The 21,216-nt window shown below is 69.4% G+C and carries 20 protein-coding genes and 1 pseudogene; 10 read left to right on the forward strand and 11 right to left on the reverse strand.

Annotation, left to right across the window (positions count from 1 at the left end):
* The 3 genes and pseudogenes from BST14_RS23755 to ctaC all read right to left on the reverse strand — a co-directional run.
* Positions 1 to 454: pseudogene (locus BST14_RS23755) on the reverse strand (MmpS family transport accessory protein); the annotation flags it as partial.
* 187 nt (positions 455 to 641) lie between these two features.
* Complete coding sequence (locus tag BST14_RS23760; protein ID WP_083066783.1) at positions 642 to 1,061, reverse strand: cytochrome c oxidase subunit 4; 420 nt, start codon at positions 1,059 to 1,061, stop codon at positions 642 to 644.
* 13 nt (positions 1,062 to 1,074) lie between these two features.
* Positions 1,075 to 2,184: an aa3-type cytochrome oxidase subunit II gene (ctaC, locus tag BST14_RS23765; RefSeq protein WP_083066784.1), complete on the reverse strand. Its 1,110-nt coding sequence runs from the start codon at positions 2,182 to 2,184 to the stop codon at positions 1,075 to 1,077.
* A 156-nt stretch (positions 2,185 to 2,340) separates the two neighbouring features.
* Between ctaC and asnB the strand changes: the two genes are divergently transcribed.
* On the forward strand, positions 2,341 to 4,299 hold the full coding sequence (gene asnB, locus BST14_RS23770) for an asparagine synthase (glutamine-hydrolyzing) (protein ID WP_083066785.1): 1,959 nt from the start codon (positions 2,341 to 2,343) through the stop codon (positions 4,297 to 4,299).
* Positions 4,300 to 4,365: 66 nt separating this feature from the next.
* On the opposite strand, the gene BST14_RS23775 is transcribed toward asnB, so the two are convergent.
* Entirely contained in the window at positions 4,366 to 5,340 is a 975-nt protein-coding gene (locus tag BST14_RS23775) for a carbohydrate kinase family protein (protein WP_083066786.1), read from the reverse strand.
* Positions 5,341 to 5,523: 183 nt separating this feature from the next.
* Between BST14_RS23775 and BST14_RS23780 the strand changes: the two genes are divergently transcribed.
* Entirely contained in the window at positions 5,524 to 6,219 is a 696-nt protein-coding gene (locus tag BST14_RS23780) for an Rv0361 family membrane protein (protein ID WP_083066787.1), read from the forward strand.
* 23 nt (positions 6,220 to 6,242) lie between these two features.
* Here BST14_RS23780 and BST14_RS23785 read toward each other — a convergent pair whose 3' ends face one another.
* Both BST14_RS23785 and BST14_RS23790 read right to left on the reverse strand, forming a co-directional pair.
* The gene (locus tag BST14_RS23785; RefSeq protein WP_083066788.1) at positions 6,243 to 6,602 is read right to left on the reverse strand and encodes an iron-sulfur cluster assembly accessory protein; all 360 of its coding nucleotides are present in this window, start codon (positions 6,600 to 6,602) and stop codon (positions 6,243 to 6,245) included.
* A gap of 96 nt (positions 6,603 to 6,698) precedes the next feature.
* Complete coding sequence (locus BST14_RS23790; RefSeq protein WP_083066800.1) at positions 6,699 to 7,775, reverse strand: glycerate kinase family protein; 1,077 nt, start codon at positions 7,773 to 7,775, stop codon at positions 6,699 to 6,701.
* 191 nt (positions 7,776 to 7,966) lie between these two features.
* Between BST14_RS23790 and BST14_RS23795 the strand changes: the two genes are divergently transcribed.
* From BST14_RS23795 to BST14_RS23810, 4 genes are read left to right on the forward strand one after another with little or no spacing between them, the layout of a single operon-like run.
* Positions 7,967 to 8,659 (forward strand): DUF3043 domain-containing protein, encoded by a 693-nt coding sequence (locus tag BST14_RS23795; protein ID WP_083066789.1) that lies wholly within the window; start codon positions 7,967 to 7,969, stop codon positions 8,657 to 8,659.
* Positions 8,660 to 8,686: 27 nt separating this feature from the next.
* Positions 8,687 to 9,223 carry a bifunctional adenosylcobinamide kinase/adenosylcobinamide-phosphate guanylyltransferase gene (locus BST14_RS23800; protein WP_083066790.1) on the forward strand — a complete coding sequence of 179 codons (537 nt, stop codon included), beginning with the start codon at positions 8,687 to 8,689 and terminating at the stop codon, positions 9,221 to 9,223.
* The gene (gene cobT, locus BST14_RS23805) at positions 9,223 to 10,293 is read left to right on the forward strand and encodes a nicotinate-nucleotide--dimethylbenzimidazole phosphoribosyltransferase (RefSeq protein ID WP_083066791.1); all 1,071 of its coding nucleotides are present in this window, start codon (positions 9,223 to 9,225) and stop codon (positions 10,291 to 10,293) included. Before BST14_RS23800 ends, cobT begins: the two co-directional genes overlap by 1 nt.
* A complete protein-coding gene (locus BST14_RS23810) occupies positions 10,290 to 11,054 on the forward strand; it encodes an adenosylcobinamide-GDP ribazoletransferase (RefSeq protein WP_083066792.1) in 765 nt (254 codons plus the stop codon). Before cobT ends, BST14_RS23810 begins: the two co-directional genes overlap by 4 nt.
* An 8-nt stretch (positions 11,055 to 11,062) precedes the next feature.
* Here the strand turns inward: BST14_RS23810 and BST14_RS23815 are convergent, their stop codons facing one another.
* Positions 11,063 to 12,172, reverse strand: coding sequence for a branched-chain amino acid aminotransferase (locus BST14_RS23815; protein ID WP_083066793.1), 1,110 nt, complete (start codon positions 12,170 to 12,172; stop codon positions 11,063 to 11,065).
* A gap of 55 nt (positions 12,173 to 12,227) precedes the next feature.
* On the reverse strand, positions 12,228 to 13,322 hold the full coding sequence (gene gcvT / locus BST14_RS23820) for a glycine cleavage system aminomethyltransferase GcvT (protein WP_211280797.1): 1,095 nt from the start codon (positions 13,320 to 13,322) through the stop codon (positions 12,228 to 12,230).
* Positions 13,323 to 13,366: 44 nt separating this feature from the next.
* On the opposite strand from gcvT, the gene BST14_RS23825 reads away from it, so the two are divergent.
* The gene (locus tag BST14_RS23825; protein WP_083066795.1) at positions 13,367 to 14,470 is read left to right on the forward strand and encodes an adenylate/guanylate cyclase domain-containing protein; all 1,104 of its coding nucleotides are present in this window, start codon (positions 13,367 to 13,369) and stop codon (positions 14,468 to 14,470) included.
* 31 nt (positions 14,471 to 14,501) lie between these two features.
* Positions 14,502 to 16,049: a leucyl aminopeptidase gene (locus BST14_RS23830; protein WP_083066796.1), complete on the forward strand. Its 1,548-nt coding sequence runs from the start codon at positions 14,502 to 14,504 to the stop codon at positions 16,047 to 16,049.
* Positions 16,050 to 16,057: 8 nt separating this feature from the next.
* Here BST14_RS23830 and BST14_RS23835 read toward each other — a convergent pair whose 3' ends face one another.
* Both BST14_RS23835 and BST14_RS23840 read right to left on the reverse strand, forming a co-directional pair.
* Positions 16,058 to 17,653, reverse strand: a complete 1,596-nt coding sequence (locus BST14_RS23835; RefSeq protein WP_083066797.1) for a phytoene desaturase family protein — start codon at positions 17,651 to 17,653, stop codon at positions 16,058 to 16,060.
* Complete coding sequence (locus BST14_RS23840) at positions 17,650 to 18,099, reverse strand: SRPBCC family protein (RefSeq protein WP_083066801.1); 450 nt, start codon at positions 18,097 to 18,099, stop codon at positions 17,650 to 17,652. Before BST14_RS23840 ends, BST14_RS23835 begins: the two co-directional genes overlap by 4 nt.
* Positions 18,100 to 18,239: 140 nt before the next feature.
* Here BST14_RS23840 and BST14_RS23845 point away from each other — a divergent pair, with 140 nt between their 5' ends.
* Positions 18,240 to 18,581 carry an aminopeptidase gene (locus tag BST14_RS23845; protein ID WP_083066798.1) on the forward strand — a complete coding sequence of 114 codons (342 nt, stop codon included), beginning with the start codon at positions 18,240 to 18,242 and terminating at the stop codon, positions 18,579 to 18,581.
* Between the two features lie 6 nt (positions 18,582 to 18,587).
* Here the strand turns inward: BST14_RS23845 and BST14_RS23850 are convergent, their stop codons facing one another.
* Entirely contained in the window at positions 18,588 to 20,366 is a 1,779-nt protein-coding gene (locus tag BST14_RS23850; protein ID WP_083066799.1) for an SDR family oxidoreductase, read from the reverse strand.
* Between the two features lie 198 nt (positions 20,367 to 20,564).
* Between BST14_RS23850 and BST14_RS23855 the strand changes: the two genes are divergently transcribed.
* Positions 20,565 to 21,216 (forward strand): biotin/lipoyl-containing protein (locus BST14_RS23855; protein WP_306460736.1); only part of this gene is annotated, 652 nt, incomplete at its 3' end.

Genomic DNA, 21,216 nt, shown 5'->3' on the forward strand with positions numbered 1-21,216 from the left:
GGGCGGTGGTGGTGTTGGGGTTGGCCAGCTTGGTGGTATCGGTCCGGGCGAACAGCAGCGATACCGAGACGACGAGCGCGATCGCGGCCACGATCGCGGCGACCCCGACCACCCACGGCCAGCGCGCGGTGCCGTGTTCGTCGTCAGCGGCGGCGGACTCGTCGAAGTCGTCGTAGTCGTAGAGCCGCAGATCGGCCGGCAGGTAGGGGCCGCTGGTGAAATGCTCGGACTCCGGAGCCGAATAGGCCCGCGAGTAGGCGTCGGTCTCATCGGTCTGGTTCGCCGGGTCCAGTTCGGCGCCGTCCTCGAAAGGGCCCGGGTCCCCCCCGACGTCGCTGTGGGAGACGGGTTCCAGGCTGTCGGCCGGCTCGCCGCCGGGCTGCGGTTGGTGGCTGATCTCGTCGGCAGGGTCGGGTGCGTCAGGATCCCATTCCGGGGGTCTCGACCCGCTCATCTCTGCCTTTGCCTGCCCTGTTCGACTGCCTCACCTGCGCTCAAGACTCCGCGATCACATCGATGCGGGCGCGCTGGGAGACTCCTCGTTTTTCTGGGCAAAACACTACCGAACCCCAAAGGGGCAAAGCCGTCATGGCGAACGGCCCACCAATCACGTGATCTGATTGTGACCTTTATGCCGCGAATCAGTGCTTCTCGGGACCGATGTAGTACTCGAAGACCAAGCCGGCCACCGACGTCAGGATGAACATCACCCCGGCGGTGATCAGCCACGGCAGCCATAGCGCGATGCCGACCGCGGCCACCGAGCCGGACAGCGCGACCAGAATCGGCCACCAGCTGTGCGGGCTGAAGAAGCCCAATTCGCCTGCTCCGTCGCTGATCTCGGCACCCTCGTAGTCCTCGGGCCGGGTGTCCAGCCGCCGCGCAACGAACCGGAAGAACGTCGCCGTGATCAACGCCAGGCCGCCGGTCAGCACCAGCGCGGTGGTGCCCGCCCACTCCACGCCTCCGGTGGCGAAGATCGCCGTCAGAACCCCGTAGAGCACCGCAACCACAATGAAAAACCCGGCGATGAACTCGAATAGCCTGGCTTCGATATGCATTTGGTGTCCTAACCTACTGGCTTCCGGCCAATTGACCGCGCTTGGTGTCGAACGGATGGGTGGTCACCGCGAGCGGCGGCTGCCCGATCGCCTGCAACGCCTCGGCGTTGCTCTTTCCGTCCATCCGCTGCTGCAGGTAGGCCTTGAAGTCGTTGGGCGCCACCACCCGAACCTCGAAATTCATCATCGAGTGATACGTGCCACAGAACTCCGCGCAATGGCCCACGAACGCGCCCGGCTTCTGAATCTCTTCGGTCTGGAAGACGTGAACCGAGTTGTTCGCGTCGGCGTTGGGAATCACGTCGCGCTTGAACAAAAACTCCGGCACCCAGAACGTGTGCACCACGTCCGCGGACGCCAGATCGAACTCGATGCGCTTGCCGGTCGGCAGCACCAGCACCGGGATTTCCTCGCTGGATCCCAGCGTTTCGACCTTGTCGAAGTTCAGGTACTGCCGGTCGGAGGTGTTGAAGCCGCGCACGGCACCGACGCGCTCCTCACCGTGGGCGTCCTTGCCCTCCGGTTTGGACAGCATCGCCTTCTTGCGTGCCTGGTCCGTCCCGTCGTAGTTCAGCGTGCCGTCTTTGAAGGCCACCTTCTGATAGCCGAATTTCCAGTTCCACTGGAAGGCCGTGACATCAATCACTACCTCGGGGTCCTTGGCCAGGTGCAGCATCTTCTCCTGCACCACGACCGTGAAGTAGAACAGCACCGAGATGATGAGGAACGGCGTCACCGTGAGCACGAGCTCCAGCGGCATGTTGTAACCGAACTGCCGGGGCAAATCGGTGTCGGTCACCTTCTTGCGGTGGAAGGCCGACGCCCAGAAGATGAGCCCGAACACGATGCCGCCGACCACCAGCGAGGCGATCACCGCACCGATCCACAGTTCCCGGTTCAGGTGGGCCTCCGGCGTGATGCCCCGCGGCCAGCCCAGGGCCAGCGCGTCCGCCCATCCGCTGCACCCGCTCAACGACAACGCCAGCACGCCCAACGTCATGGCCAGCGCGAGCGGCCGAAGGCGACGGGAAACGCCGTTCGCCCGGCTTCCGGAGCCCGCGGAATGGCGCCGAAACCTGCCCTGCGACAAACGTTGCGAACGGTCCTGCTCGCGAGGGGTCACGTTAGCGCCTCCTGCTCGGATATCGAATACTACGCAGCGTAGACCACGCGCCTGAGCCGGGCGACGAAACCCCGGCCCACCGGCCCGCCCGGCCGTCGACGACGTGCCGGGTGCGACATCCACGCACGCCCGCCAAGTGCGGCATACTGGGGCGCCGTGTGTGGTCTGCTGGCGTTCGTCGCCGCCCCGGGGGGCCTGGACAAGGACGCGGCTGCCGCCCGGGCCGACGGCGCGGTCGCCCGCGCGTCGCATTCGATGCGCCATCGCGGGCCCGACGAGCCGGGCACCTGGGTGGACCCGGACACCGACGGCTCCGTCGTTTTCGGCTTCAACCGGCTGTCGATCATCGACATCGCCCATTCACATCAGCCGCTGCGGTGGGGGCCGCCCGAGGCGCCCGAGCGCTACGTGCTGGTGTTCAACGGCGAGATCTACAACTACCTCGAGCTACGTGACGAACTGGCCCGCCGCCACGGCGTCGTCTTCGCCACCGACGGGGACGGCGAGCCCATCGTCGCCGGCTACCACCACTGGGGCACCGACGTCTTGACCCGGCTGCGCGGCATGTTCGCGTTCGCGCTGTGGGACACCGTGACCCGCGAATTGCTTTGCGCCCGAGACCCGTTCGGCATCAAGCCACTGTTCATGGCGACCGGGACGGGCGGCACCGCGGTCGCCAGCGAGAAGAAGTGCCTGCTGGATGTGGCCGAGCTGGTAGGGTTCGACACCGCGATCGATGAGCGCGCCGTCCAGCACTACACCGTCCTGCAGTACGTGCCCGAGCCCGAGACGCTGCACCGCGGGGTGCGCCGGCTGGAATCGGGCTGCTACGCCCGGATCCGGCCCGGCCGCCTGCAACCTGAGGTCACCCGGTACTTCGTGCCGCGGTTCGCCGCGGCGCCGATCACCCGGGGCACCGAACAGGCCCGCTACGACGAGATCACCGCGGTGCTCGAGGACTCGGTGGCCAAGCACATGCGCGCCGACGTCACCGTCGGGGCGTTTTTGTCCGGGGGCATCGACTCCACCGCCATCGCGGCGCTGGCGATCCGGCACAACCCCCGGCTGATCACCTTCACCACCGGCTTCGAGCGGGAGGGATTCTCCGAGATCGACGTCGCGGTGGCCTCGGCGGAGGCGATCGGTGCGCGTCACATCGCCAAGGTGGTCACCGCGGGTGAGTTCGTCGCCGCGCTGCCCGAGATCGTCTGGTACCTCGACGAGCCGGTGGCCGACCCGGCGCTGGTGCCGCTGTTCTTCGTCGCGCGGGAGGCCCGCAAGCACGTGAAGGTGGTGCTGTCCGGCGAAGGCGCCGACGAGCTTTTCGGCGGCTACACCATTTACCGGGAACCGTTGTCGCTCAAGCCCTTCGATTACCTGCCGCGGCCGCTGCGGCGATCGATGGGCAAGGTCTCCAAGCCGCTGCCGGACGGGATGCGGGGTAAGAGCCTGCTGCACCGCGGCTCCCTGACCCTTGAGCAGCGCTACTACGGCAACGCCCGCAGCTTCTCCGACGCGCAGCTGCGCGACGTGCTGCCCGGCTTCCGCGAGGAATGGACCCACACCGACGTCACCGCGGCGGTGTATGCCGAATCGGCGGGCTGGGACCCGGTGGCCCGCATGCAGCACATCGACCTGTTCACCTGGCTGCGCGGCGACATCCTGGTCAAGGCCGACAAGATGACCATGGCCAACTCGCTGGAGCTTCGGGTGCCGTTTTTGGATCCCGAGGTGTTCGCCGTCGCCTCCCGGTTGCCGGTCGAGGCAAAGATCACCCGCACGACGACGAAGTACGCGCTGCGGCGGGCGCTGGAGCCGATCGTGCCGGCGCACGTGCTGCACCGGCCGAAGCTGGGCTTCCCGGTGCCGATTCGGCACTGGCTGCGCGCCGGCGAGCTGCTGGAATGGGCGTACGCCATGGTGGACTCGTCGCAGACCGGTCACCTGGTCAACCTGGCCGCCGTGCGCCGGATGCTCGACGAGCACCGCAACGGCGCCAGCGATCACAGCCGCCGGCTCTGGACGCTGCTGATTTTCATGCTCTGGCACGCGATCTTCGTCGAGCGCACCGTAGTGCCCCAGATCAGCGAGCCCGTGTACCCGGTGCAGCTCTAACGGCGAGCAGACGCAAAGGCACCCAACACGCCGAGTGTGTCGGTGCTTTTGCGTCTGCTCGGCAAGCTAACCCAGCACCGCCGCGATCTCGGCGGCCGCGTCGTCGCCGTAGGCGTCGGCCAGCCGGGTCTTGGCGACGGCCGGGTCCCACGTCCACTCCTGGGTTCCGGTCGACTCCAGCACCAGCACGGCGACCAGCGAGCCCAGTTGAGCCGAACGCTCGAGGTTGAGGCCGGCGCTGCGACCGGTGAGGAAACCGGCCCGGAACGCGTCGCCCACGCCGGTGGGATCGGTCTGGCTGGTCTCGGGCACCACGCCGACGTGGGTGGTGGTTCCGTCGCGCTCGACGATGTCGACGCCCTTGGCGCCCAGCGTGGTCACCCGCAGTTCGACCTTGCGCTGCACGTCGGCCTCGGACCAGCCGGTCTTGGAGCGCAGCAGCTCCCACTCGTAGTCGTTGGTGAACAGGTAGGCCGCCCCGTCGACCAGTTTGTCGATCTCCGCGCCGGACAGCCGGGGCAGCTGCTGCGAGGGGTCGGCGGCGAACGGCAGGCCGAGCTCGCGGCACTCCTCGGTGTGCACCACCATCGCGTCGGGGTCGTTGGCCCCGACGATGACCAGGTCCGGCCGGCCCACCGACGACACCACGTCGGCGAGCTTGATGTCGCGGGCCTCCGACATGGCGCCGGGGTAGAACGACGCGATCTGGGCCATGTCCTCGTCGGTGGTGCAGGTGAACCGGGCGGTCTTCGCGGTCTGCGATATCAGCACGTGCTCGCAGTTGACCCCGTGGGACTGCAGCCACTGCCGGTAGTCGTCGAAGTCGTCGCCGGCCGCGCCGACCAGCGCCACGTCGCCGCCCAGCACGCCGATGGCAAAGGCGATGTTGCCCGCCACGCCGCCGCGGTGAATCACCAGGTCGTCAACCAGAAAACTGAGCGAAACCTTTTGCAGGTGCTCGGCCAGCAGGTGCTCGGAAAACTTGCCGGGGAACCGCATCAGGTTGTCGGTCGCAATCGAACCTGTCACCGCGATCGTCACAAAAAACTCCGTCCTTCGTTAGTAAGGTTATCTAGCTTACTCACGCGTCCGAACCGTAGCTGTGGGCACGGTCGGCGTGATGTCGTGCGCTAGCCTCCCTAGGGAACTCACTCAAGTCGCCGGGATCACATGCTCGGGCCGCAACCCGTTTGCAGTCCCGTCTACCACGGTAGGAGAACCAGGATGGCAGGTCCGCACTCGCCGAACCACACCGTCGGTGGCGGCAACGGCGGCGGACCGAGCGGACACGAACCCCCAAGTCAATCCGAGCCACTCGAGTTCCCCGACGACCCCAACACCGGTCACCCGAGCTTCGGCGCGGCTCCGCAGGCAGGGCCCGCTCCCGTCAATTATGCCGGGAAACCCAACGCGCCGATGGCCCACCCGCCGCAACGGTCCAAGCGGCGGCTCATCGTCGGCATTGTGCTGGCCATCGCGCTCGTCGCGGTGCTGACCGTGGCCATCGTGTATGGGGTCCGCACCAACGGGGCCAATACCGGCGCCACGTTTTCCGAGGGCGCGGCGAAGACGGCCATCCAGGGCTATCTGGACGCGCTCGAGCATCGCGACATCAACGAGATCGCCCGCAACGCGCTGTGCGGCCTGTACGACGGAGTCCAGGACAAACGGTCCGACCAGGCGCTGGCCAAGCTCAGCAGCGACGCGTTCCGCAAGCAGTTCTCCGAGGTCGAGGTGACCTCGATCGACAAGATCGTTTACCTGTCGCAGTACCAGGCTCAGGCGTTGTTCTCGATGAAGGTGTCGCCGGCGGGCGGCGGGCCGATGCATGGGCAAGTGCAGGGCATCGCTCAGCTGCTGTTCCAGCGCGGACAGATCATGGTCTGCTCATACGTGCTACGCACCGGCGGCTCGTACTGAGCGCAGTGCGCCGGATTAACCGATCAGTTGAACGAGTCGCCGCAGGCGCACGAGCCGGTGGCGTTGGGGTTGTCGATGGTGAAGCCCTGCTTCTCGATGGTGTCGACGAAGTCGATGGACGCGCCTTCGACGTAGGGCGCGCTCATCCGGTCCACCGTCAGCGTCACTCCCCCGAACTGCGCGGTCAGGTCGCCGTCCAGCGTCCGGTCGTCGAAGAAGAGGTTGTAGCGCAGGCCGGCGCACCCGCCCGGCTGCACGGCGATGCGCAGCGCGAGGTCGTCGCGGCCCTCCTGGTCCAGCAGGGACTTTGCCTTGGCGGCGGCGGCCTCGGTCAGGATCACGCCGTGGGTCGTCGTGGCGTTCGACTCGTTTTGCACCGTCATTGCTTCTCCTACATGCCTCATTGTTGGGTGGGTCCGATCGGGCCCGATATCGCCGGTTTGCGCCGGACGATCCGGACCGCGCGAAAGTCCACTTCCTCAACGGTACCTTGACGGACCGCTATTCCCGAGTCGCGCCGCCACAACGGAGGCCAGACCCATGAGCTGGTTGGCGGCGTCGGCCTGCGCCAACCGCACCGATCCGGCGTGCTCGGCGATGGACAACGCCGCCATGATGCCCGACGAACGCACCGTCGCGTTGTCCAGGTCGACCTGGCCGGCCAGCACCACCACCGGGATCCCTCGCGGCCGGGCCGCGTCGGCGAGAAATCCCACCACCTTGCCGTGCAGGGATTGCTCGTCGAACCGGCCCTCACCGGTCACGATCAGCTCCGCGGTGTCCAGGTCGTCGGACAATCGGGTGTGCTCGGCGATGATCGCCGCCCCGGACTCACAGCGGCCGCCCAGCGCCAGCAGGCCGGCGCCGATCCCGCCGGCGGCCGCCGCGCCCGGCTCGGCGCTCACGTCGCGCCCGGCCACCGCTTCCAGGATCAGGGCCCACGCCTGCAGGCGAACTTCCAGCGCGGCGACGGTGGCCGTGTCGGCGCCCTTCTGCGGCCCGAACACTCGGGCCGCCCCCCACGGGCCCAGCAGCGGGTATTCGGTGTCGGAGGCGGCGATCAGCTCGACGTTGCCCAGCTGACGGCGGGCGGTGTCCAGGCCGCCGAGCTCGGCGATCATCCCCTGGCCGCCGTCGGTGCAGGCGCTGCCGCCCAACCCCACCACAATGCGCGTCGCCCCGACCCGCAGCGCCTCGGCGATCAGCTGACCCACGCCTTTGCTGTGCGCCGCCATGGCGGTCTCCGGCGTGGGTGGTCCACCGATCAGCGCCAGACCGCACGCTTGCGCGCACTCCAGGTAGGCGGTGGCCGACCGGCGGTCGAATACCCAATTGGCTTCGACCATGGCTTTCAGCGGTCCCGACACCCTTAGCCGCCGCGTCCCCCCCAGCCTGCTGGCCAGCACCTCGACGAAGCCGGGGCCGCCGTCGGATTGGGGGGCGACGATGAACCGGTCGCCGGGACGCGACCGGGTCCAACCGGTCGCGATGGCGGCGGAAGCCTCCACCGCCGACATGCTGTCGGCGTAGCAGTCCGGGGCGATGAGAACTTGCATGGCGGGCAACTGCAGGCGGCCGGGGGCCAGGCCGGGACCATCATCAGCCGAGGCCATCGACCCGTCGTCCATCAAAGGCAGCCGTTCATCACGTGTAAGAGTAGGACCAAGTGCGGCACTAACGCAGGTGTAATAGCAAGGCATTCCAGGCGAATTCCGGCGCGAATCACGCGCGAAGTAACCTAACCACTGTGAAGCTGTTGGGCCGCAAGAAGGGCCAGGACACCGACCTCGACGAAAACGCGGCCGCCGCGGCCGTCGCCGGCGTTGCTGGCGCCTCGGGCGACGCAACCCGCGAGGCGCGGCGGACGGGCCCCAAGGGACGCCCCACGCCCAAACGCAACGAGGCGCGGCGCAACGCGCGGAAGGGGCCGGTCGCGCCCGCGCCCCTGACCGCCGCCGAGGCGCGCGCCCGGCGCAAATCGCTGGCCGGCCCCAAGCTCAGCCGCGAGGAGCGCCGGGCCGCCAAGGCCGCCAGCCGCGCCGGCATGTCGCAACGCCGGGAGAAGATGATGGCCGGCGAAGAAGGTTATCTGTTGCCGCGCGACCAGGGCCCCATCCGCCGCTACGTCCGCGACGTAGTGGATTCGCGGCGCAATCTGCTGGGTCTGTTCATGCCGTCGACCCTGTTTTTGATGTTCGTCATGTTCGGCGTTCCGCAGCTGCAGCTGTGGGTGTCGCCGGCGATGTTGGTGCTGATGGCCGTGATGAGCATCGACGGCCTGATCCTGGGCCGCAAGGTCAGCAGGCTGGTCGATGTGAAGTTCCCGAACAACACCGAAAGTCGTTGGAAGCTCGGGCTTTACGCCGCAGGCCGGGCGTCTCAGATGCGCCGGCTGCGGGCGCCGCGTCCCCAGGTCAAGCACGGCAGCAGTGTCGAGTAGAGCTCGCCGGAAGGCCGGCTGACACCGGTGCGCACCCTGGTGCTCGGCGGGATCAGGTCAGGCAAGTCGCAGTGGGCGGAGGAAGCCATCGCCGACGGGTTGCCGGCCGGGCGGGCGGTGCATTATCTGGCGCCCGGGCCGACCGGGCACGACGATGCGGCGTGGGCCCAGCGGATCGCCCAGCACCGCGGCCGTCGGCCGGCGCACTGGTCGACCATCGAAACCGACGACATCGCAACGCAATTGCGCCAATCCCCGGACACCCCGACGCTCATCGACGACCTCGGCACCTGGCTGACCGGCGCACTGGACCGCAATAACGCCTGGGATGGCGGCTCGGTGGCGGCCGCCGTCGATGACGTGCTGGCCGCGGTCGGCGACTTCGCCTCCCCGCTGGTGCTGGTCAGCCCGGAGGTCGGGCTGACGGTCGTGCCCGCCACCGCCTCCGGACGCCGGTTCGCCGATGAGCTGGGCGGCCTCAACCAGCGCCTGGCCCGGTTGTGCGACCGGGTGGTGCTGGTGGTGGCCGGCCAGCCCGTTTCGATCAAACCGCCGGGGGCCTGATGCAGTTCGCCGCCATCTCCCCGCCCGACGTCGACGTCGCCGCCGCGGCACGTGCCCGCCAGGACACCCTGACCAAGCCCCGCGGTGCGCTCGGCCGGCTCGAAGATCTGTCGGTGTGGGTCGCCTCGTGTCAGGGACACTGCCCGCCAAGGCAATTCGAGCGTGCCCGGGTGGTGGTGTTCGCCGGCGATCACGGTGTCGCCCGAGCGGGGGTGTCGGCCTACCCGCCGGAGGTGACGGCGCAGATGGTGGCCAACATCGACGCCGGCGGGGCCGCGATCAACGCCCTGGCCGATGTCGCCGGGGCGACGGTGCGGGTCGCGGACCTGTCCGTCGACGCCGACCCGCTGACCGAACGGATCGGCACCCACAAGGTGCGCCGCGCCAGCGGCGACATCAGGGTCGAGGACGCGTTGAGCGACGATGAGACCGCGCGGGCGCTCGCGGCCGGTGCGGCCATCGCCGACGAGGAGGTCGATGCCGGCGCCGACCTGTTGATCGCCGGCGACATGGGCATCGGAAACACCACGGCCGCAACGGTATTGGTGGCATCCCTGACGAATGCCGAGCCGGTTGCGGCGGTGGGCTTCGGCACCGGGATCGACGACGCGGGGTGGGCGCGCAAGACGGCCGCGGTGCGCGACGCGATGTTTCGCGCCCGGCAGCTGTTGCCCGATCCGGTCGGGCTGCTGCGCTGCGCCGGCGGCGCCGACCTGGCCGCGCTGGCGGGCTTTTGCGCGCAGGCCGCGGTCCGGCGCACGCCGCTGCTGCTCGACGGCATGGCGGTGACGGCGGCCGCGCTGGTCGCCGAGCATCTGGCACCGGGCGCCCGGCTGTGGTGGCAGGCCGGTCACCGGTCCACCGAGCCCGCCCATGCGCTCGCGCTGGCGGCGCTGGAGCTCGAGCCGATTCTCGACCTGCGGATGCGCCTGGGCGAGGGAACGGGCGCCGCGCTCGCGGTGCCGGTGCTGCGCGCCGCGGTGGCCACCCTGTCGTCGATGGCGACCTTCACCGAGGCCGGTGTGTCCAACCGCATCCACGACGCCGCACAGGCCGCTCCCCCGCCGTGATCCGTTCGCTGGCAACGGCTTTCGCGTTCGGCACGGTGCTGCCCGTGCCGGGCGGCGGGCACGCGCCGATGGGCCGCGCCGCCATGACCGCGCTGCCGGTGGTGGGCGCGGTGCTGGGAGCCCTGGCCGCGGCCGTGACCTGGGGTGGGGTGGCCGTGTTCGGGCCGTCCGGCCCGCTGCCCGGCCTGCTCGCGGTCGCGGCGCTGCTACTGGCGACGCGCGGCCTGCACGTCGACGGTGTCGCCGACACGGCCGACGGCCTGGGCTGCTACGGCCCGCCGCAGCGGGCGCTGGCGGTGATGCGCGACGGATCGACCGGGCCGTTCGGCGTCGCCGCCGTCGTCGTGGTGATCATGCTGCAGGCACTGGCGTTTTCGGCGTTGGGGGCCACGGGCCAAGTGCTCCCCGGCGTGGCCGGTATCGCCGTGGCGGTGTTCGCGGGCCGGGTGGCCGCGGTGCTGGCCGGCCACCGGTCGGTGCCCGCGGCCGAGGGCAGCGCCCTGGGCGTCCGGGTCGCCGGCAGCCAGCCGACTTCGGCGGTGGCGGCCTGGGTGGCGGTGCTGCTCGCCGTTTCGCTGCTGGCCGGGCCCCGGCCGTGGCAGGGTCCGGTGGCGGTGTTGGCGGGCCTGGGCTGCGGAGGGATCCTGGTGCGGCACTGTGTACGCCGACTCGGCGGCATCACCGGTGACGTGCTGGGCGCGGCGATCGAGCTGACCGCGACGGTGAGCGCGGTGGCCCTCGCGGGCTTGGTGCGGTTCTAGTTGCCGCGCTAGCCGAGCCGGGCCATCCAGCCGTGGGTGTCGGCGAAGGTGCCGCGCTGAATCCCGGTCAGCGTGTCGCGTAACGCCATGGTCACCTCGCCGGGTTGGCCGTCGGCGACGGTGAACTCGGCATCGCCGTACTTGACGTGCGAGACGGGGGTGATCACCGCGGCGGTGCCGCAGGCGAACACCTCGGTGATCTCCCCGGCCGTGGCCTTCTTCTGCCACTCGTCGATATCGATTTTGCGTTCCTCGACGGAGAAGCCGGCATCAATGGCCAACTGCAGCAAGGAGTTCCGCGTGATGCCGGGCAGCAGGGAGCCCGACAGCTCGGGGGTGACCAGTCGGGCCGACCCGCCGCTGCCGAACACGAAGAAGATGTTCATCCCGCCCATCTCTTCGACGAAGCGCCGTTCGACGGCGTCCAGCCACACCACCTGGTCGCAGTCGTTGGCCGCGGCCTCGGCCTGAGCCAATAGCGAGGCCGCGTAGTTGCCGCCGAACTTGGCCGCGCCGGTGCCGCCGGGACTGGCCCGCACGTACTCCGTCGACACCCAGACGGTGACCGGGCTGATGCCGCCCTTGAAATAGGCGCCGGCCGGCGAGGCGATCACCAGGTAGCGGTAGCGCTTGGACGGCCGCACCCCCAGCCCCGGCTCGGTGGCGATGACGAACGGGCGCAGGTACAACGCCTCCTCGCCCCCGGCCGCCGGAACCCAGGCGTTGTCGACCGCGATCAGCTGGCGCAGCGATTCCATGAACAGCTCTTCGGGCAGTTCCGGGATGGCCAGCCGCCGCGCCGACGTTCGCAACCGGGCGGCGTTGGCCTCGGCGCGAAACGACACGATCGAGCCGTCCGCCCACCGGTACGCCTTGAGCCCCTCGAAGATCTCCTGCGCGTAGTGCAGCACGATCGCCGACGGGTCCAGCTCGATGGGCCCGTAGGGGATGACGCGCGCGTTGTGCCAACCGTCGCCGGTCTGGTCGTAGTCGATCGACACCATGTGATCGGTGAAGTACTTGCCGAAACCCGGCTCAGCCAGGATGGTTTCGCGTTCGGCATCGGTTGCCGGATTTGCCGAGCGCGAAACCGTGAACTCGAGGGAGCCGCAGGTCATCCGCCGATTGTATATCCGCCTACCGAATCGGATTTCGCCCGCGCACGCGGTGCCGCTACCGCGTTTTCACCGCGACGAAGGGCGGCCGCACCACCTCGCACGCGGCGGGACGACCCCGGACGTCGACGGTGATCTGCTGACCGTCCTCGACGCCGGCGTCGGTGTCGATGAGCGCCAGCGCGATGCCGGCCTGCAGCGTCGGGGAAAACGTGCCCGACGTGGTGACCCCCACCGGGGTGTCGCCGGCGAGCACCGTCAGCCCGGCGCGCAGCACGCCGCGGCCCACCATTCGCAGCCCGCGCATCAGCCGCCGCGGGCCCGCCTCCTTCTCGGCCAGCAGGGCGTCGCGGCCGAAAAACGCGTCCTTCTTCCAGCCGATCGCCCAGCCGCAACGGGCCTGCAGCGGGGAAATGTTCAGGGCCAGTTCGTGACCGTGCAGCGGGTAGCCCATCTCGGTGCGCAGCGTGTCGCGGGCGCCCAGGCCGGCCGGCTCACCGCCGGCCGCGCCGACCGCCTCGGCCAGGGCATCGAACACCACACCCGCGGAGTCCCACGGCGGCAGTAGCTCGTAGCCGTGTTCGCCGGTGTAGCCGGTGCGGCACACCCGCACCGGGACGCCGGAGAACGACGTGTCGGCATAGGCCATGTAATCCATGTCGGTGGGCAGGCCCAGCCGGCCTAGCACGTCGGCGGATCGCGGCCCCTGCACGGCCAGCACCGCGAAGGACCGGTGCTGGTTGGTGATGGTCAGCCCGCTCGGTGCGGCGGCTTGCAGCGCCTCGACCACGGCGGCGGTGTTGGCGGCATTGGGCACCAGGAAGATCTCGTCGTCGTCGACGTAGTAGGCGATCAGGTCGTCGATGACTCCGCCGGATTCGGTGCAGCACAGAGTGTATTGCGCCTTGCCCGGACGGATGCGGCCCAGGTCGTTGGTCAGCGCGGAGTTGACGAACTCTGCGGCCCCCGGCCCGCGGACCAACGCCTTGCCCAGGTGGCTGACGTCGAAGAGGCCGACCGCGTTGCGCGTCGCGTTATGCTCGCTGACGGTGCCGGCATAGGACACCGGCATCAGCCAGCCGCCGAATTCGGCGAAACTGCCGCCCATATCGCGATGACGGTCTTCCAGCGGTCCGTGCTGCAGCTCGCTCACGGCGTCCCACCCTAACCCCCTGCGAGGCTGGCACACTTGGGCAGGTGTCCGAGTCGTACGACTTCGAGGAGCTTGAGGCCGCCGGGATCGCCAACCCGCGCGACCGGGCCGACCTGATCAAGTACCTGGACAACCTCGGCTTCACGGTCGACGACATGGTCGAAGCCGAACGGCGTGGCCGGCTGTTCGGGCTTGCCGGTGATGTCCTGGCCTGGTCGGGTCGCCCGATCTATACCATGCAAGCCGCGGCCGAGGAGCTCGGCATATCGGCCGAAGAGGTGGCGAATGCGTGGGCGTTGCTCTGCCTGACAGTCGCCGGGCCCGACGCTCCCGTGCTGAGCCAGGCCGACGTCGACGCCCTGTCGACCTGGGTCGCGTTCAAGGTGGTGGTCGGCGAGGACGGCGCGCAGGGCCTGCTGCGGGTCCTCGGCGCCGCGATGGCCAGGCTAGCGGAGGCCGAGTCGACAGCGATCCGCGCCGGAACGCCGGACATCCTGATGACCCACACCCAGGACGAGCTCGCCACCGCGCAGGCCTACCGCGCGGTCGCCGAGTTCGTCCCCCGGATGGGGCCATTGATCGACGTGGTGCACCGCCACCACCTGACCGGCGCCCGAACCCACTTCGAGGGCGTGCTTCGCGACACCTCGGCAAGCGTGGTGTGCGGGATCGGTTTTGCCGATCTGTCTGGCTTCACCGTGCTCACCAACGCGCTCACCCCCGCGCGGTTGTCGGACCTGCTCAACCAGTTCGCCGGAACCGTCACAGATGTAATCCTTCGCGATGGCGGCCGGGTGGTGAAGTTCATCGGCGACGAGGTGATGTGGGTGAGCGCATCGCCGGAGCGACTCGCCAGGGCGGCGGTCGATCTCGTCGAGCACCCGCGGGCGCGCGAGGAGGGTTTGCAGGTGCGTGCCGGCCTCTCTTACGGCAGCGTCCTGGCGATCAACGGCGACTACTTCGGCGGCCCGGTCAACTTGGCGGCGCGACTCGTGGCGGCCGCGAGTCCGGGACAGATTCTTGCCGACTCAGCGCTGCGCGAAGAGCTGCCGAATTGGCCCGCGGTCGCCCACGGCCCGTTGACACTCAAGGGATTTGACGAACCCGTGGCAGCCTTCGATCTGAGCGCCGAGACGCCACCGCGGTGAGGCCGATCCGCGATGACTATGGTGACTACGCGTGAGTACCGAACCGGGACACCAGGCCCCTTCCGTCATCGTCGCCTCCTCGCTGCCCCGGCGCGCCGCCGCGTCGACCGCGCTGATCGTGCCCGTCGTCTCGACCGGCGAGGACGACAAGCCGGGCGCGGCCGTCGCGGCCGCCGAGCCGTTCCTGTCTTCCGACGCGGTGGCCGAGATCGAATCGGGTCTGCGCGCGGTGGAGGCCACCGGGGGCGCCGAACAGGTGCACCGGCTGGTGGTGGGAGCGCTGCCGGTGTCCAGCGTGCTGACGATCGGATTGGGTAAACCGCAGTCCGGCTGGCCGGCCGACACCATCCGTCGCGCCGCCGGTGTGGCCGCGCGCTCGCTCGGCAAGACCGAGTCGGTGATCACCACGCTGGCCCAGCTCCCCGGCGAGGGCATTGCCGCGGCGGCCGTCGAGGGCCTGATCCTGGGCGCCTACCGGTTCACCGAGTTCCGCAGCGAAAAGACCGCACCTAAAGACCAAGGGTTGCGCAAGATCACGGTGCTCGCCAAAGCCAAGGACGCCAAGAACGACGCCGCGCACGGCGCCGCCGTCGCGACAGCCGTCGCTACCGCCCGCGACTTCGTCAACACCCCGCCCAGCCACCTTTTCCCCGCCGAATTCGCCAAGCGCGCAAGGGCTTTGGGTGAATCCGTCGGTCTCGAGGTGGAGGTGCTCGACGACAAGGCGCTGCAGAAGGGCGGCTACGGCGGCATCATCGGCGTCGGGCAGGGCTCGTCGCGTCCGCCCCGGCTGGTGCGCCTGATCCACCGCGGCTCGAAGCTGGCCAAGAAACCAAAGGAGGCCAGAAAGGTGGCGCTGGTCGGCAAGGGCGTCACGTTCGACACGGGCGGCATCTCGATCAAGCCGGCGGCGGGAATGCACCACATGACCTCGGACATGGGCGGTGCCGCCGCCGTGATCGCGACCGTCGCGCTGGCCGCGCAGCGCAAACTTCCGATCGACGTGATCGCCACCGTGCCGATGGCCGAGAACATGCCGTCGGCCACCGCGCAGCGCCCGGGCGACGTGCTCACACAGTACGGCGGGATCACGGTTGAGGTGCAGAACACCGACGCCGAGGGACGGCTCATCCTGGCCGACGCCATCGTGCGGGCGTGCGAGGACAATCCCGACTACCTGATCGAGACGTCCACGCTGACCGGCGCGCAGACGGTGGCGCTGGGCGCCCGGATCCCCGGCGTGATGGGCAGCGACGAGTTCCGCGACCGCGTCGCGGCGATTTCGCAACGGGTGGGCGAGAACGGCTGGCCGATGCCGCTGCCCGACGAACTCAAGGAAGACCTGAAGTCCACGGTGGCCGACCTGTCCAACATCAGCGGGCAGCGCTTCGCCGGGATGTTGGTGGCCGGGGTGTTCCTGCGCGAGTTCGTCGCCGACGGGGTGAGTTGGGCGCACATCGATGTGGCCGGCCCGGCCTTCAACACCGGCAGCCCGTGGGGCTACTCGCCGAAGGGCTCCACCGGCGTGCCGACGCGGACCATGTTCGCCGTGCTGGAGGACATCTGCGAAAAGGGCTAGCAAAACCGCTAGCCGGTCAGCCTTTTGAGCACGGCCCGCCCGAGCATGCGGCGTGGCCAGCCGGTCGCGCCGTCGGCGGCCAGCGCGGCGTTGGCCGCGTTGCGCCCGCACGCCCCGTGCACCGAGCCGCCCGGTGTCGCCGACGCGCTGCCCAAATAGAGCCGCTCGATGGGTGTTTCGGCCCGGCCCATGCCGGGCGCCGGGCGGAAGACCAGCATCTGCTGCAACTGCGCGGTTCCGCCGTTGAGCGCCCCGAGATGCAGGTTGGCGTCGCTGGCCTCGAGATTCGACGGCCGTTGCACGAACCGGTCGATCACCGCCGAACCGAAGCCCGGTGCATGCTCTTCGATGACCCGGTCCACCGCCGAGGCCAGGCGATCGGCCGAGGCGTCGTCGGACACGCTGCGGGGCAAATGTGTATATGCCCAAACACTTTCGGTGCCGGCTGGCGATCGGCTGGAGTCCGCCGTAGTGGTCTGCCCCAACAACATGAATGGATGCTCGGGTACCACGCGGGTGTTCAGGTCGGCCATCCAGCGGACCAGTCCGTCTCCGTCGGCGCCCAAATGCACGGTGCCAACCGACCGCAGGTTTTTGGCTCGCCACGGGATCGGGGTTGCCAGCGCATAATTCACCTTCACCACCGGCGGGTCCCATTCGTAATGTTGGAGGTCGCGGCGCAGCGCTGCCGGCACCGCGTCCGCGGGCAGCATGTCACAGAACAATCGCGGTGCCGTCACGTCGGCCACCACCGCGCGGCGAGCGGTCACCGTTCGCCCCTCCGCGGTCACCACGCCCACGGCCCGGCCGCCGCGCACGTCGATGCGGGACACGTTCTGCTGACATTCGATTCGCGCGCCGGCCGAGCGGGCGCGGTTGACCAGCGCCGCGGTGAGCTGGCCCGAGCCGCCGACCGGTACCGGCCAGCCGTGATCCTGGGCCAGCATCGTCATCAAAAAGCCCATGGCGCCGCTGATCGGCGCGTCCGGTGGGACGTCGGCGTGCATTGCATTGCCCAACAACAACACTCGCGGCGCCTCGCCCTCGAACAGCTGGGCGGCCATGGCGTTGGCCGGCTGCACCAGCAGGCGGGCGACCCGGACGGCTTCGGGCGTGCCGAGCTTGCGCAGCAGCCCCAGCAACGGACGCACCGGCGGGAAGGGCGCCAGCATGGCGTCCAGCAGTGGCGTCTTGATCTTGTTCCACAGCTCCACCAGACGCCACCAGTTCTCGCCGTCGGCGGGGGTTCGCCGGGCGAACTCCGCCGCCGTGCGGGCGGGATCGTGGTACACGATGGGCGGGTCGTCGTCGGCGGCGTCGCGTGGGTGGCCGACCACCGTCGGCGCATGTGACCAGCGCAGGCCGTGATCCTCGAGCCGCAGCGCCGCCATCGCCGGCGACGCCACCGTCATCGGGTAGAAGGAGCTGAACAAATCGGTGATGTAGCCCGGTGTCAGCTCGGCGCTGCGTACCGCCCCGCCCGGCTCGGGCTGGGCTTCCAGCACCAGCACATCCCAGCCCGCGTCGGCCAGCATCGACGCCGCGACCAGCCCGTGGTGTCCCGCCCCGATCACGACGGCGTCGACGGTGTCGCGCACCGTCACTTCACCTGGCTCGGCTCCAAGCGTTCCGCCAGCGCCGCCAGCCGCCACAGGCACTCCATGTTGCGCGGGTATGCCGCCGCCAACGCGAGGGAATCGGGAACGACCGCCATCGGCCCCTCGACCGGTACTTCGATCATCTCGATGCGGCACCCCTGCGGAATCTCGTGCAGCAGCATGGTGATTCGCGCGGCGCCCAGCCGGCCCAGCCGTGCACACAGCACCAGCTTGTGTGGGGGTTCGCTCTCCTCCACGATGGTCGCGTCGTTGATTACCAACGGCCAGATCCCGATCGAGTGCCTGATCGAGGTCCCGGGTTCCGGCCAGTTGGGATCGACGGCCCGCATCCGGCTGTTGCCCACCACCCACTGGGTGTAGGTCCAGCCCTGGGCCAGTACCTCCCACACCCGCTCACACGACTCGGGCACCTCCCGCGTTGCAGTGATCACGTGCACACCCCTTCAGGTCTTGGCGTTACCGCGGGCGGGTACCCGGCCGTCGCCGAGTTATGCGGCGTCAACGCCGGGTTTACCAGCGGTGGCCTGCGGTTAATCTAGCGGTCGAAATCCCCCCGACGAAAGGCGAGACCATGACGATGCGACGGTTGATCATCGGTGTGGGCGCCGTGCTGTTGTTGGCCGGAGTCATCGGCTTGCTGGCGCCGGTGTCGGTTTCCGACAGCAACGGCCATTCGGTCGGCTGCGGAAACGCCGTGGCGACGGACCTTTCCGCGGCCAGAAGCGCGAACAACAGCAATGGGGCGAACATCCCGATCCTCAACCAGATCGTCCCGCACACCGACTACGTCGCGCAGTGCCAGTCGTCGGTGGGCGGCCGGCGCGCGTGGGCGATACCGCTGGCCGTGTTGGGAGTCATCGCGATCGGGGCCACGTTGCTGACCGGACGCCGCGGCGCGGCGACGGGCGCTTAGCCCGGCTCAGATCACCCGGATGCGCGCGGCGTTGCGCAGCCCCTGCGGCGCGACACGCGAAAGCGCATACAGCGCATAGGCTTCCGGCGCCACCGGACGAATCGGCTTCTTCTTCTGGACCGACGACAGGATCGCGTTGGCCACCTTGTCGGGGCCATAATGCCGCAGCGCGAACATCTTGCCCAGCTGGCCGCGCCGGCCGTCGACGGCGTCGGGCTGCCTGCCGGCGGGCGCATCGAATCTCGTGGTGTTGATGATGTTGGTGTCGATGACGCCGGGGCAGATGGTGGTCAGGCCCACCCCGGCGGCGTCGAGTTCGGCGCGCAGGCAGTCGGAGAACATGTAGGTCGCCGCCTTCGACGTGCAGTAGGCGCTCAGCGACTGCAGGGGCGCGTAGGCGGCCATCGACGACACGTTGACGATGTAGCCGCCGGTGCCGCGCTCCACCATCCGCCGCGCGAACGACCGGCACCCGTTGACCACCCCGCCCAGGTTGATGTCGAGCACCCGGTCGAACTGCTCGGGTGGGGTGTCCAGGAAGCCGCCCGCGTGCCCGATGCCGGCGTTGTTGACGACGATGTCGGGCACGCCGTGCTCCCCGCTGATCCGTTCGGCGAACGACTCCACCGCCTGCGCGTCCGACACGTCGAGCACGTAGGCGTGCGCCACGCCGCCGCGGGTGGCGATCTCGGCCGCAGTGGCCTTGACGGCCGCCTCGTCGATGTCGCTGATGACCAGCTCGGCGCCTTCGCGCGTGAAGGCGAACGCGGTCTCCCGGCCGATGCCGCTGCCGGCCCCGGTGACCGATACCAGGGTGTCCCCGAACGAGCCGCGGGGGCGCCCCACCTGCGCGCGCAGCAGCGCGCGGCTGGGCTGTTTGCCCTCGGCCTGGTCGGCGAACTCGTGCACCGCCGCCGCCATCACCTGGGGGTGCGACATCGGCGAGAAGTGACCGGCTCGGATGTCGCGCCGCCACAGCCGCGGCACGAAGCGCGGAGTGTGGTCGTAGCCGTAGGGCCGCACGTACTTGTCTTTGGTGTTGACGATGAGCTGCACCGGCACGTCGATGACCGCGACGCCCTGCTTACGGGCGGAGAAGGAGCGAAAATAGTTGGCGGGATAGGTTTTTACCGACCGGGCGGCATCGGAGGGCAGCTTGTCGGAATGGTGGATCCGCTCGACGGGAATGTTGTCGACGGCGTTGCGGCGCAACGCCGGGACCGACAGGGTCAGCCGCAAAACCAACGGCGCGAGCACCGGTATCGAGAAGAAGATCATGTAGGTCAGTCGCAGCGCCTGGCTGATCGCCCGCACGAAGGTACGCGGCTTCCAGGGCGCCCGCAACCCGCTGAAGATGTAATCGACCAGTTGATCCTGGGCGGGTCCCGACACCGACGTGAACGTGGCGACGCGGTCATTGGCGCCGGGGCGCTTCAGGTAGTGCCATATCCCCACCGAGCCCCAGTCGTGGGCCAGCACGTGCACGGGCCGGCCCGGGCTCAGCTCGCCGGTCACGGCGGCGAAGTCGTCGGCGAAGCGGTCCATGCGGTAAGCCGACACCGGCTTGGGCGCCGAGGACGCACCGACGCCGCGGTTGTCGTACCGGATGACGTGGAACCGCTCGGCCAGCAGCGGGACGACCCCGTCCCACAGCACATGCGAGTCGGGGAAGCCGTGCACCAGCACGACGGTGGGGCCCTCTGGGTTGCCCTCCTCGTAGACCGCGATGCGCGCGCCGTCGGCGCTGTCGACGAAATGCCGGCGTAGTTGTGGTGTTGGCGGCATCTCCGACCTCCCCGCTTTGGCTGCAATGGCCACACCGTAGCAAGCGTGACCAGCGCCACCGGTTCAGCGCGGGGTATCTGCCCTGGGTGTGTACCGACAACGGTGCAGTGACAGGATAGTTTTGGAATGCGACTTCGCCTTCCGCAAGCGAGCTGATCGACCCGCCCCGACCCACGAGCGATCGAGGAGTCAGAAAAGATGGCCTTCTCCGTCCAGATGCCGGCACTCGGTGAGAGCGTCACCGAGGGGACGGTCACCCGCTGGCTCAAGCAGGAAGGCGACACGGTCGAGCTCGACGAACCGCTCGTCGAGGTGTCGACCGACAAGGTCGACACCGAGATCCCCTCGCCGGCCGCGGGCGTGCTGACCAAGATCGTCGCCCAGGAGGACGACACCGTCGAGGTGGGCGGCGAGCTGGCCGTCATCGGCGACGCGTCCGAGGGCGGCGGGGCGGGGGGCGACTCGCGGCCGGCCGCGCAGGCGCCGAGCCAGCCCGAGCCGCAGCCGCAGTCCGCGCCGCCTCCCCAACCCGAGCCCCAGCCGCAGGCCCAGCCGGAGGCCCAGCCCGCTCAGCAGAGTTCCGGTGGCGGCGACGCGACCCCGGTGTTGATGCCCGAGCTCGGCGAGTCGGTGACCGAGGGCACCGTGACCCGCTGGCTCAAGAGGGTCGGCGACTCGGTCCAGGTCGACGACGCACTGGTCGAAGTGTCCACCGACAAGGTCGACACCGAGATCCCGTCGCCGGTGGCCGGTGTCCTGATCAGCATCACCGCCGAGGAAGACGCCACCGTGCCCGTCGGCGGCGAGCTGGCCCGCATCGGCGCCGGTTCGCCAGCCCCCGCGCCCGCGG

This window comes from Mycobacterium arosiense ATCC BAA-1401 = DSM 45069 (assembly GCF_002086125.1).
In the GTDB taxonomy this organism is placed as follows: Bacteria; Actinomycetota; Actinomycetes; order Mycobacteriales; family Mycobacteriaceae; genus Mycobacterium; species Mycobacterium arosiense.

What these genes read in the sequence shown, in the direction of transcription:
- BST14_RS23760 (WP_083066783.1), bottom strand. Translation starts at nt 1,061, where the DNA reads ATGCATATCGAAGCCAGGCTATTCGAGTTCATCGCCGGGTTTTTCATT.
- BST14_RS23780 (WP_083066787.1), top strand. Translation starts at nt 5,524, where the DNA reads ATGGCAGGTCCGCACTCGCCGAACCACACCGTCGGTGGCGGCAACGGC.
- BST14_RS23785 (WP_083066788.1), bottom strand. Translation starts at nt 6,602, where the DNA reads ATGACGGTGCAAAACGAGTCGAACGCCACGACGACCCACGGCGTGATC.
- BST14_RS23790 (WP_083066800.1), bottom strand. Translation starts at nt 7,775, where the DNA reads ATGCAAGTTCTCATCGCCCCGGACTGCTACGCCGACAGCATGTCGGCG.
- cobT (WP_083066791.1), top strand. Translation starts at nt 9,223, where the DNA reads ATGCAGTTCGCCGCCATCTCCCCGCCCGACGTCGACGTCGCCGCCGCG.
- BST14_RS23815 (WP_083066793.1), bottom strand. Translation starts at nt 12,172, where the DNA reads ATGACCTGCGGCTCCCTCGAGTTCACGGTTTCGCGCTCGGCAAATCCG.
- BST14_RS23845 (WP_083066798.1), top strand. Translation starts at nt 18,240, where the DNA reads ATGACGATGCGACGGTTGATCATCGGTGTGGGCGCCGTGCTGTTGTTG.
- BST14_RS23850 (WP_083066799.1), bottom strand. Translation starts at nt 20,366, where the DNA reads ATGCCGCCAACACCACAACTACGCCGGCATTTCGTCGACAGCGCCGAC.